This window comes from Leisingera sp. ANG-M1, assembly GCF_000813745.1.
GTDB lineage: Bacteria > Pseudomonadota > Alphaproteobacteria > Rhodobacterales > Rhodobacteraceae > Leisingera.
Window position 1 is genome coordinate 239,819 of record NZ_JWLC01000005.1, and the last position, 9,998, is coordinate 249,816.

Consider the following 9,998-nt stretch of genomic DNA (forward strand, 5'->3'; position numbering starts at 1 on the left):
GCTTTCCATCGCGCCCGTGGCTCTTTCTTATCAAAAGAGTGTTAATGGCCTACGCCGGGAATTTGGCCTTATTATGTCGAATTGTGACATAATTCATCAACCAAGTCTTAACCAATTTGGCGGTTATCCCGGGGGTGGACGGTCTTTTTTCGGGGCTATGGCGGAAAGCGGGGCAAGAGATGACTGGTTCCAGTCCGGAAACAATCGAGGCGGCCAGGCGGCTGAAAGCGGAGATTCGCAGCTGCCGGATCTGCGCAGAGCGGTTTGCCGCCACCGCCACTGCCCATGAACCGCGGCCGGTGGTGTGGTTCCGCCCCTCTGCGCGGATACTGATCGCGGGGCAGGCGCCCGGCGCCCGGGTGCATGAAAGCGGGCGGCCGTTCACCGACCCCTCAGGCGACCGGCTGCGCGCCTGGCTGGGGCTGTCCGAGGCGGAGTTCTATGACAAGGACCGGGTGGCAGTGGTGCCAATGGGGTTCTGCTTTCCGGGCTACAACGACAAGAAAGCCGATCTGCCGCCGCCCGCTATCTGCGGCAGGACTTGGCATGATCAGGTGATGGCGCATTTGCCGGAGGTCCAGCTCAAGGTGCTGGTGGGGGCCCATGCGCAGCGGTATCACCTGGGGGTGAAGGGGCCGGTGACGCCACTGGTGCAGGGCTGGCGGGATCATGCGCCGCAGGTCTTCCCCTTGCCGCATCCGTCCTGGCGTAATACCGCATGGCTGAAGAATAACCCCTGGTTCGAAGCCGAGCTGCTGCCGGTTTTGCAGGCCCGGGTGAAGGAGCTGATGCGATGAGCGAACAAACCCCGCTGGATCTGGCCCATGCGGCGATGGAAGCTGCCCCCGAGGATGATGCCGCAAGGCTGCGGTTCTACGAGCGGCTGGCGGATGCCGAGCTGTTCCTGATGCTGGCGGCAGAGGCGGAAGGGGAGCAGATCTCGCCTGAGCTGTTTGAGACGCCGGAAGGCGCCTTTGTGCTGGTGTTCGACCGCGAGGAGCGGCTGGCGCAGTTTGCCGGGCGGGCAGTGCCTTATGCCGCGCTGTCGGGCCGGGTAATCGTGCAGATGCTGACCGGGCAAGGGGATGGCCAGGGAATTGGTCTGGGGCTGAACCTGGAAGTGGCGCCCTCGGCCTTTCTGATCCCGGCGGACGCCATAGGCTGGCTGCACCGGACCTTGGGCCACGCGCCGGAAGAGGTTGAGGCCGGGGTGACGGAGTTTACTGCCCCCAAGGGCCTGCCGGAGGCACTGCTGACAGCGCTGGACGCCAAGCTTGCCACTGCGGGCGGGCTGGCTGCGGCGGCTTACCTTTCGGGCGTGCGCTATGAGGGCGGCGGGCAAGGGCACCTTCTGGGCTTCGTCGGCGCCAAGGAGGCCGCACGCGCCTCGCTTGCGAAAGCGGCCAGCGAAGCGCTCACCTTTTCCGGCATTGAGGCCGGCGCGATGGATGTCGGCTTCTTCGAGGCAGGGGACCCGGTGGCGGCCAGCCTGGCCCGTGTTGGCCTGCGCTTTGACCTGCCGCAGCCTGAGGCGGTTCAGGAAGTGAAGCCGGTGATGCCCGGCAGCGACCCGGACAAGCCTCCTCGCTTGAAATAGGTTTTCTCGCCCTCCGCGGTTTTCGCCTTATCTGCTGCTGCAAGGGCAGGGCTGCGGCCTGTGCCCGCCATACAGCAGGGAGGGAGAGAACGATGGCCATTAAACAGACAGCCCATGATTTCTGCGAGGCCTGCGATGCCGGCAAGGGATGGGATGTGTGCCAGGAATGGTGCACGCCGGATGCGAGCTTCTCCGTCCAGTCGGACGCGCTGGCAGAGGTCAAAACGCTTGCAGCCTATACCGAGTGGGCCAAGGGGCTGCTGACACCATTGCCGGACGCCCATGCCGAGTTCAAATCCATTGCTGTGGATGAGGACGGCAGCCGGGTGATCCTGTTCGCAGTGTTCCACGGCACCCATACTGCGGATGCAGGCAATGGTGCGCCGACCGGTAAAAAGGTCGCCTCCGACTATGTTTATGTGCTGGATTTCGACGGGGGCAAGATCCGCCATATGACCAAGGTCTGGAACGACGTGCACGCCCTTACACAGCTAGGCTGGATGTAGGGCGCAACGAAAAGCGCCCGCAGCGTGGCGGGCGCTCAGCTTTTCTTGAACCTGCGGTTTGCAGGCGGGGCGTTTACTCCGCCGCTTCCAGCTTGTCCTGGGTGCGGGTTTCGAAGTCGCTGGCGTCGTGGCGTTCGTGGAGCTGCATCTCCAGGTCGCCGAACGAGCGGTTCACCATACGGCCGCGCTGCACCGCCGGGCGGGCATCGATGGCCTGGGCCCAGCGGACCACATTGGTGTAGCTGGCCGCGTCCAGGAACTCAGCGGCGTCGCCATAGTTGCGGCCCAGAACCAGCTGGCCGTACCAGGGCCAGATGGCGATGTCAGCGATGGAGTATTCGCTGCCTGCGATAAACTCATGCTCTGCCAGCTGACGGTCCAGCACATCCAGCTGGCGCTTGGTTTCCATGGTGAAGCGGTCGATCGGATACTGCCATTTCTCCGGTGCATAGGCATAGAAATGCCCAAAGCCGCCGCCCAGGTAAGGCGCGCTGCCCATCTGCCAGAACAGCCAGTTCATCACCTCGGTGCGGGCAGCGCCCTCTTTGGGCAGGAAGGCGCCGAATTTTTCGGCCAGATGCAGCAGGATCGAACCGCTTTCGAACACACGGATTGGTTCGTCGCCGCTGCGGTCCAGAAGGGCCGGGATCTTGGAGTTCGGGTTTACCTCGACAAAGCCCGAGCCGAACTGGTCGCCGTCGCCGATCTTGATCAGCCAGGCGTCATATTCGGCGTCTGCGTGGCCCGCGGCCAGCAGCTCTTCGAACATCACGGTGACCTTCACCCCGTTCGGGGTTGCCAGCGAATAGAGCTGAAAGGGGTGCTTGCCTGCGGGCAGCTCTTTGTCATGGGTCGCACCGGCGATCGGACGGTTGATCGAGGCAAACTCGCCGCCATTGCCTTGTTCCCATTTCCAGACTTTCGGCGGGGTGTAGGGGGTGTCGCTCATCTGTCGGGCCTTGTTCTGATTGTTTCCTGAATAGGGTCAATCGCACATGCTTCGGCGATCGGCTCAGGCAGAGATAAGGGGATATTTACAAATTCCAATGACTGGAAGGTATGGGCGGCTGAAATTTTTCAAAAGTTCACAGAACCAGCGCATGCGGACACAGAGGCGTGAGACCCCCTTCGCATTTGTTTCAGGCCCTATAATGTTTGACCCGAAGCCGGATAGGATGCCGGTGCCCAAGTTGAAGCGATCACCGATGAAAGGGATGATTTCATGAAGCGTTTTGCACTTGCTGCTGCGGCAGCGCTGTCCTTTGCAATGCCGGCCTTTGCGGGCGAGCAGTATGTCGACGGCACCGGCTATGCCGTGTCGGGCTATGATGTGGTGGCCTACCGCAGCCTGGAAATGAACCCGGTTGGCACGCCGCAGACCGCGCCGGTGCGCGGCAGCACGGATTTCACCGCGGAATACAACGGCGCAACCTGGGCGTTCTCCTCGGCCGAGAACCGCGACAAGTTCGCGGCAAACCCGGCCTATTACGCACCGCAGTATGACGGCCACTGCGCCTATGGCGTCTCCAAGGGCGGCAAAGTGCCGGCCAACCCGAACCTGTGGCGCATCGTCGACGACAAGCTGTATCTGAACATCACCGACGTAGTGGTCGGCTTCTGGGAAGAAGACATCCCGGGCAACATCAACCTGGCCGAAGGCAACTGGCCGGGGATCGAGCCGAAAGCGGCCTCGGACAGCGTGATCCCGAAATTCACCTCGGAAGGCCCGGTCGCCAACTGATCCGGGCGCGGGCCGCGGAAGGCCTGCTGTATCAACAGGCAAGACAGGAAACCCGCGCTGGCGAGCGCGGGTTTTTTTGTTCGCTAAATAGGAAGCCCTAGCTGTTCCGGGCCAGGAAATCCAACAGCAGCTGCGAAATCCGCCCGGGCTGGTCCTCCATCGCAAAATGGCCGCAATTCTCCAGCACGTCCAACTCGGAGCCCGGGATTGCTTCCTGCAGCCGGTAGGCCCAGTCCGCGACCTGCCACGCGTCATCCGCGCCCCAGATCAGCTTGACCGGCAGCTTGCCCAGCTCATGCAGGCGGTCTGCAATTCCCATCGTGTGCTTGGGATCATAGTGGCGGACCTGATGCTGGAACAGGCTGCCCTGGCCGATAGGGCCGGAGATGAAATCCAGGTAGGTCTGCAGCGGCCCGTCTATCAGCTGCTGCTGGTTTTGAACTGCCGACAGCAGCCACTCCCGGAAATGCGCGCGGTGATCGGCATCAGGCTTCTTGATCAGCGCCTCCAGCCCGTCCTGCATCTGCTGGCGGGTGCGTTTTGACGGGTAGCTGTCATAGCTGACCACGTCGATCAGCGTCAGCGAGCGCAGCCGTTCGGGGGAGAAGACGCCGAGGCGCTTGGCGACGGCGCCGCCAATGTCGTGCGCGATCACATGGGTGCTCTCCAGCCCCCAATAGTCCAGCAGCCCCTCCAGAACCGGCACCTGCGCGCTGATCGAGGTGTCGATGGCCGGATCGGCGGGGCGTTCGGACAGCCCGTAGCCCAGCAGGTCGTAGACATGCACCTGGTGGCCTGCCTCCACCAGCGCCGGCATGACATTGCGCCAGATCAGCGAAGAGGACGGGGTGCCGTGGATCAGCACAACCGGCGTGCCCGCGCCATGCACGCCGTGGGTGATGCGGGTGCCGTTGATCAGCACATTTTCTGTGACAATGTGGTCCATGTTTCAGCTCCTTTTTTGCTAGGACCGAACATGATGCTAATTAGTCAATGACTCAAATGAGTTGATTTGATGTAGTGATCGAAATTTGTCATACTTGTCGCAAGAGCCGGAATCAGGAGACCCGTATGAGCCATCGGATGGACATCGACGTGCTGCAGGCGCTTTGCGCGGTGCAGGACTGCGGCGGGGTGACCCGGGCGGCGGAGCATCTGGCGCTGTCGCAATCGGCGGTCTCGCATAAAATCAAACGCTTGGAGGAGCGGCTGGGCCGCAGCCTGCTGGCGCGGCGCACCGGGGGGCCCCTGTTTACCGAAGATGGTCAGCGGCTTCTGGGCTATGCCCGCCGTATTCTGGCTCTGCATGACGAGGCCCTGGCCAGCCTCGCCAGCCAGCCGCTCAAGGGCAGCATCCGGCTGGGCATGACCGAGGACACCACCAGCAGCGGGCTGTCGCGCATCCTGGGCCGGTTTGCCCGGCTGCACCCCGAGGTTCAGGTGCGCACTCACGTGGCGCAAAGCCTGACGCTGGAGCAGCAGCTGGCGCGCGGCGAAGCGGATCTGGCGGTGATGCAGATTTTCCAGAGCCGGCTGCAGCCGTCGGACACGGTGCTTTATGAAGACAGCCTGCATTGGGTGAAATCACCCGATCTGCCCTTGCTGCCGGACCGCCCGGTGCCGTTCCTGGCCTTTGACGCGCAGTGTTTCTACAAGCATTGGGCCGAGGAGGCCGGATCAGAGCGCGGGGCAGGGCTGGTCACTGTCCTGGAATGCGCCAGTGTGGCCGGGATCGCCTCCGGTGTTTTGTCCGGGCTGGGTGTGGCTTTGCTCAACGCCCGCCATATCACGCCGCAGATGGAGGTCATCGACCATGTGATGGGCCCGCCGCCGCCGCCGATTGCTTATGTGGTTCGGATTGCGGCCAAGTCCCGCTCCGTCGCGGCCAAGTCCCTGGCGGCGGAAATCGCAAGGGAGTCTGCCGGTCAAAACAGCCTGAGCGCCGCATAATCCGCTGCCGTCAAAACAAAAAACCCGCGCCGGGGCGCGGGTTTCGAAGACTGTATGACCGGGGCCTCAGCGGCGGCGGTCGCGGCGCGAGGACATCGGCTGGAAGGCCACGCCCACATGCGCTTCGCAATAGGGTTTGCCCTGCTGCGCCGGCAGGCCGCAGAACCAGAAGTCCTCGGTCGCCGGGTCGCCCACCGGCCATTTGCAGGTGCGCTCGGTCAGGTCCATCAGGCTCAGCTTCTTGGCCTTCTTCTCGACCTCGTTCACCTTGGCCAGCGCCTCGGGGCTGATTTCATTGGCCGAAGGCTGCGGCGGCAGCGGCTGGCCGGCCGGGATGATCTGACGGCGCGCCGGAGTCGCGGGTTTTGCCTCAGCCGCAGGCTGAGCAGCGGCCGGGCGGGCCGGTTCGGTCTTGGGCTGCGGCTTGGGCTTGGGCGCAGCCGCAGGTTTGGGCGCCGCGGCGGCGGGCGCTGCTGCGGGCTTTTCCTTGGGCTCGGCTGCCTTGGCGCCGCCGCTGTTGCGGTTGGACAGGCCGAGGCGGTGCACCTTGCCGATCACAGCGTTGCGGGTGACGCCGCCCAGTTCCTTGGCGATCTGGCTGGCCGACTGGCCCTCGCCCCACATTTTCTTGAGCAGTTCGACGCGCTCGTCTGTCCAGGACATATGTTGCCTTTCCAAGCCAATAGCGGCCCCAGGGGTTCTGCGGGCCGCCATTAAATTCCGTGTGATCTCCTATTTTAATCACTACGGGCGGAGTTACAAGGCATCTTGCGCCCCAAGCCGCAGAGGTTATGCAGGCAATGCAACGAATAATGCGAGGGCAGCATGGCGGATCAGGGCTATCAGGTCGAACTAGGCGCGCGCCGGTTCGGGCACGTGAACTGGATGGGGCTGAAGGCGCTGGCCTGGCGCGAGGTGAAGCGGTTCCTGGCGGTCTGGACCCAGACCCTGCTGGCACCATTGATGACCGCGGCGCTGTTTCTGATGATCTTCAACATCGCCATCGGGCCGAAGCGCGGCGATGTGATGGGGGTGCCGTTCCTGACCTTTCTGGCGCCGGGCATCATGATGATGACCGTGATCCAGAACGCCTTTGCCAATACGTCCTCCTCGATCGTGATTGCCAAGGTGCAGGGCAATATCGTCGACACGCTGATGCCGCCCCTGTCGGGGCTGGAGATCCTGCTGGGCTACCTGGCAGGGGCCGTTGCCCGCGGCACATTGGTGGCGCTGGCGATCGGTCTGGGGCTGATGGCAGTGCTTCAGATCGTGCCTGCGCATCCGCTGGTGGCGCTGGTGTTCATCGTGCTGGGGGCGGCGTTTCTGGGCGGCCTGGGCATCGTCGCCGGGGTATTTGCCGACAAATTCGACCAGATGGCGGCGATTACCAATTTCATCGTGACGCCCTTGGCGTTCCTCTCAGGCACCTTCTATTCGGTTGAGGCGCTGCCGCCGGTGCTGAAGGCGATCAGCCATGTGAACCCGGTGTTCTACCTGATCGACGGGGTGCGATTCGGGGTGATCGGCACCTCCGACAGTTCCCCCTGGCTGGGGCTGGCGGTCTGCAGCGGCGCCACGCTTGCGGTCTGCACCCTGGCTTGGGTGATGCTGCGCACCGGCTACCGGCTGAAACCCTAACCCCGCTATTCCGCTGGCACCGGCTCGGCGGCGGGTGCCAGCTTGCGGTGTCCCAGGCGCGGGTGCAGCTTGCCCGCTAGCCAGACGGCCGCTGCGGTGGCGGCAGCGCCCGCGGTAAAGATGCCCGCAACAGGCGCCACCAACAGCACCAGCCAAGCCGCCCCTGGCGTCAGAATGCCGGAGATATCGCGGTAGCTGGAATAGACCGCCGACATCTCGGTCCGCTCCGAGGGTTTCACCGCCATCAGGAACGGAAGGCCTGCGCAGATATCCAGCAAGATCAGCGCGGCAGAGCCTGCGACCAGCAGCGCAATCGACGCCACCGGCCAGCCCTGGGCAAAGCCCGCGGCGCCGAAGCAGAGGGTCACGCCCAGGAAACCGGTGCGCACGGCCAGCCGGATCGAGTGGCGCTGCACCAGCCGCAGCAGCAGCGGCGCGCCGAACAGGGCTGCATTGGTGGCAGACAAAAGGATGCCGCCCAGCTCCTCGCCCAGGCCCTTTTCGATGGCAAAGATCGGCAGGTAGACCACATAGATCCACCAGCCCGCCGAGCGGATCACCGCAAACAGCCAGCCGGTGACCAGCCGCGGCTGGGCCAGGAAGCGGGGCAGGTATTTAAGTGGGCTGGAGGCCGGCCCGCGCGCCCGGGCGATCTGCTTGCCGTTACCCATCCGCATCCACCAAAACGCTGCCAGCTGGATCAGCGCCGCACCGCCGGAGATCAGAAAGGGGACAGGCGCCCACCACTCCAAGAGCAGCACACCGGCCACCGGCCCGGCGGTCCAGCCTACCGCAGAATAGAACATCCGCGAGGTCTCGCACCTGCCGAGCTCCACCCGGGCGATGTAATCCAGCACATAGGCGTTGAAGCAGATGAAGGTGACCACCGCCGCCACGGTGTTAAGCGCCAGCGCCGCCAGCACCGAGGCCGGGCTGCCCTCTATGGCAAAACCGGCGGACAGGACAAACATCGCAGCCCCCAGCGAATAGGCCCAGCGGCGCGGCAGCAGCCGGATCAGCCCTGGCACCATCATCCCGGCAATCAGCGACAGCACACCCACGGCGAAGTAGGACGCCGAGACAAGGCCGGCGTCTCCCAGTGCCCGGTACATGATCAGCGGAAACACTGAGATCAGGATGCCGCGCACCACTGCCTCAAGCCCCGCAAGGATGCCGAAGTCCCGCACCGAAGGCACCGGCGCGTGGCGCAGCCAATCAGGTATCCGCCGCTCGTGCATCTGTCCCTCCTGTCCCGCTGAAAGTCAGGGTGGAGGCGGAACCTGAACGGAAAATGCCGGTTTTCGACGCGGCGGTCGCTGCCGGGCCTGGGGCTGGGAGAAACTTTACGTGAAGCCTATTTCGCGGCGGGCGCCGGGGCGCGGTCATGGGGTCTTTGCCGCCCCTCCCGCCAGGCTAGAATGGCGGCGCCCGCCAGGATGATCACCGCACCCAGCACGGAGATGGCATCCGGCACCGCACCAAATCCCAGGAAGTCATAGAGCGCGGCAAAGACCAGCGTGGCATAGCTGAAAGGCGCCACAAATGACGCATCGGCCCGCGCCATGCCGTTGATGAAACAGGCCTGGGCGCAGGCCATCAAAAGGCCGAGCGCTGCCAGCGCACCCCATTGCGCAGGCGTTGGCATCTGCCAGACCGGCAGCACCGCGCAGGTCGCGATGGCCAGGCCCAGCAGGTTGTTGAACCACAGGACCTGCAACGGCGCTTCGCGGCCTGCCAGTTTCTTGATGAAGATCAGCTCCATCCCCATCACCGCCGCGGCTGTCAGCGCCAGCAGTGCCGCGGGTTGGAAGCTGGCAGGCGTGGGCCGCAGCAGGATCATCGCACCGATCATGGCAATCAGCGCAGCACCCCAGCGCCAGGGGCCGACACGCTCGCCCAGGAGCGGGATCGCCAGCAGCATGCCGAAGACCGGGTTCAGGAAGGTGATCGCGGTGGCATCCGCCAGCGGGATATAGGCGACGGAGGCAAACATCAGCGTGACACCCGCCCAGCCAAAGGAGGTGCGGCCGATGTGATAGCCCCAATGCGGCCGGATGAACTGGGGGCGCAGGATCAGCACCCCAGTTGAGATCCCCATGAAGGCAAACAGAAACCGCCCGTGGCTGATCTGCATCGGGTGCAGCGGCGTGCCCAGAACGTCTGTCCCCAGCGCTTTGGCCATCAGCGTTGTGGCTGCAATGAAGGTGGTTGCTGCCAGGATCAGGGCGGCGGCCAGGGCTGGGTTCTGCGGTGTGGCGATGCTCATGGCCCAAGCGGTGCGGCAAGCCGCCGCGGGATGCAAGGGGAAAGGCTGCGGCCGCGGACGTATTTTGCCGGAAGGAAGAGGGGCGCTGCCCCTCTTGGCCGTTGGCCAATTCACCCCGGGATATTTGAGGCAAGAGGAAAGCGGCAGGCGGAGGGGCTTCCAAAAGGGCGGCAGTGTCGCACGGAAGGGGTTTTCTTTTGGGAAAACCTCCGTTATGGAGCCTGCCCATGATCAAACGCGCAAATATCACCATCTCGCGACGCCGACGCCGCCTGGCGTAAACGGCCCTTTGATCTGTTG

Annotated in this window: 11 protein-coding genes; 6 read left to right on the forward strand and 5 right to left on the reverse strand. The window is 64.0% G+C overall.

Annotated elements, in window-relative coordinates; genetic code table 11:
• The first annotated feature begins 179 nt into the window (after positions 1 to 179).
• From RA19_RS03435 to RA19_RS03445, 3 genes are all read left to right on the forward strand, one after another.
• Positions 180 to 797, forward strand: coding sequence for a uracil-DNA glycosylase family protein (locus RA19_RS03435; protein ID WP_052261628.1), 618 nt, complete (start codon positions 180 to 182; stop codon positions 795 to 797).
• Positions 794 to 1,597 carry an SseB family protein gene (locus RA19_RS03440; protein WP_039159565.1) on the forward strand — a complete coding sequence of 268 codons (804 nt, stop codon included), beginning with the start codon at positions 794 to 796 and terminating at the stop codon, positions 1,595 to 1,597. Before RA19_RS03435 ends, RA19_RS03440 begins: the two co-directional genes overlap by 4 nt.
• Before the next feature lie 92 nt (positions 1,598 to 1,689).
• Positions 1,690 to 2,103, forward strand: a complete 414-nt coding sequence (locus RA19_RS03445) for an ester cyclase (protein WP_039159567.1) — start codon at positions 1,690 to 1,692, stop codon at positions 2,101 to 2,103.
• A gap of 73 nt (positions 2,104 to 2,176) precedes the next feature.
• Here the strand turns inward: RA19_RS03445 and yghU are convergent, their stop codons facing one another.
• Complete coding sequence (gene yghU / locus RA19_RS03450; RefSeq protein WP_039159569.1) at positions 2,177 to 3,052, reverse strand: glutathione-dependent disulfide-bond oxidoreductase; 876 nt, start codon at positions 3,050 to 3,052, stop codon at positions 2,177 to 2,179.
• A gap of 273 nt (positions 3,053 to 3,325) precedes the next feature.
• Between yghU and RA19_RS03455 the strand changes: the two genes are divergently transcribed.
• Positions 3,326 to 3,844 (forward strand): YHS domain-containing (seleno)protein, encoded by a 519-nt coding sequence (locus RA19_RS03455; RefSeq protein ID WP_039132858.1) that lies wholly within the window; start codon positions 3,326 to 3,328, stop codon positions 3,842 to 3,844.
• A 97-nt stretch (positions 3,845 to 3,941) separates the two neighbouring features.
• Here RA19_RS03455 and RA19_RS03460 read toward each other — a convergent pair whose 3' ends face one another.
• The gene (locus RA19_RS03460; RefSeq protein WP_039159571.1) at positions 3,942 to 4,790 is read right to left on the reverse strand and encodes an alpha/beta fold hydrolase; all 849 of its coding nucleotides are present in this window, start codon (positions 4,788 to 4,790) and stop codon (positions 3,942 to 3,944) included.
• 125 nt (positions 4,791 to 4,915) lie between these two features.
• Between RA19_RS03460 and RA19_RS03465 the strand changes: the two genes are divergently transcribed.
• On the forward strand, positions 4,916 to 5,794 hold the full coding sequence (locus tag RA19_RS03465; protein ID WP_039159573.1) for a LysR family transcriptional regulator: 879 nt from the start codon (positions 4,916 to 4,918) through the stop codon (positions 5,792 to 5,794).
• A gap of 66 nt (positions 5,795 to 5,860) precedes the next feature.
• Here RA19_RS03465 and RA19_RS03470 read toward each other — a convergent pair whose 3' ends face one another.
• Complete coding sequence (locus RA19_RS03470; RefSeq protein ID WP_039159576.1) at positions 5,861 to 6,457, reverse strand: GcrA family cell cycle regulator; 597 nt, start codon at positions 6,455 to 6,457, stop codon at positions 5,861 to 5,863.
• A 162-nt stretch (positions 6,458 to 6,619) separates the two neighbouring features.
• Here RA19_RS03470 and RA19_RS03475 point away from each other — a divergent pair, with 162 nt between their 5' ends.
• A complete protein-coding gene (locus RA19_RS03475; RefSeq protein ID WP_039159578.1) occupies positions 6,620 to 7,432 on the forward strand; it encodes an ABC transporter permease in 813 nt (270 codons plus the stop codon).
• Positions 7,433 to 7,437: 5 nt separating this feature from the next.
• Here RA19_RS03475 and RA19_RS03480 read toward each other — a convergent pair whose 3' ends face one another.
• Both RA19_RS03480 and RA19_RS03485 read right to left on the reverse strand, forming a co-directional pair.
• The gene (locus RA19_RS03480) at positions 7,438 to 8,670 is read right to left on the reverse strand and encodes an MFS transporter (protein WP_039159580.1); all 1,233 of its coding nucleotides are present in this window, start codon (positions 8,668 to 8,670) and stop codon (positions 7,438 to 7,440) included.
• 116 nt (positions 8,671 to 8,786) lie between these two features.
• Complete coding sequence (locus RA19_RS03485) at positions 8,787 to 9,698, reverse strand: DMT family transporter (RefSeq protein WP_039159582.1); 912 nt, start codon at positions 9,696 to 9,698, stop codon at positions 8,787 to 8,789.
• Between the last annotated feature and the right edge of the window lie 300 nt (positions 9,699 to 9,998).

Excerpts from the sequence above, each read along its gene's own strand:
- RA19_RS03435 (WP_052261628.1), top strand. The coding sequence starts at position 180 with ATGACTGGTTCCAGTCCGGAAACAATCGAGGCGGCCAGGCGGCTGAAA.
- RA19_RS03440 (WP_039159565.1), top strand. The coding sequence starts at position 794 with ATGAGCGAACAAACCCCGCTGGATCTGGCCCATGCGGCGATGGAAGCT.
- RA19_RS03445 (WP_039159567.1), top strand. The coding sequence starts at position 1,690 with ATGGCCATTAAACAGACAGCCCATGATTTCTGCGAGGCCTGCGATGCC.
- yghU (WP_039159569.1), bottom strand. The coding sequence starts at position 3,052 with ATGAGCGACACCCCCTACACCCCGCCGAAAGTCTGGAAATGGGAACAA.
- RA19_RS03455 (WP_039132858.1), top strand. The coding sequence starts at position 3,326 with ATGAAGCGTTTTGCACTTGCTGCTGCGGCAGCGCTGTCCTTTGCAATG.
- RA19_RS03460 (WP_039159571.1), bottom strand. The coding sequence starts at position 4,790 with ATGGACCACATTGTCACAGAAAATGTGCTGATCAACGGCACCCGCATC.
- RA19_RS03465 (WP_039159573.1), top strand. The coding sequence starts at position 4,916 with ATGAGCCATCGGATGGACATCGACGTGCTGCAGGCGCTTTGCGCGGTG.
- RA19_RS03470 (WP_039159576.1), bottom strand. The coding sequence starts at position 6,457 with ATGTCCTGGACAGACGAGCGCGTCGAACTGCTCAAGAAAATGTGGGGC.
- RA19_RS03475 (WP_039159578.1), top strand. The coding sequence starts at position 6,620 with ATGGCGGATCAGGGCTATCAGGTCGAACTAGGCGCGCGCCGGTTCGGG.
- RA19_RS03480 (WP_039159580.1), bottom strand. The coding sequence starts at position 8,670 with ATGCACGAGCGGCGGATACCTGATTGGCTGCGCCACGCGCCGGTGCCT.
- RA19_RS03485 (WP_039159582.1), bottom strand. The coding sequence starts at position 9,698 with ATGAGCATCGCCACACCGCAGAACCCAGCCCTGGCCGCCGCCCTGATC.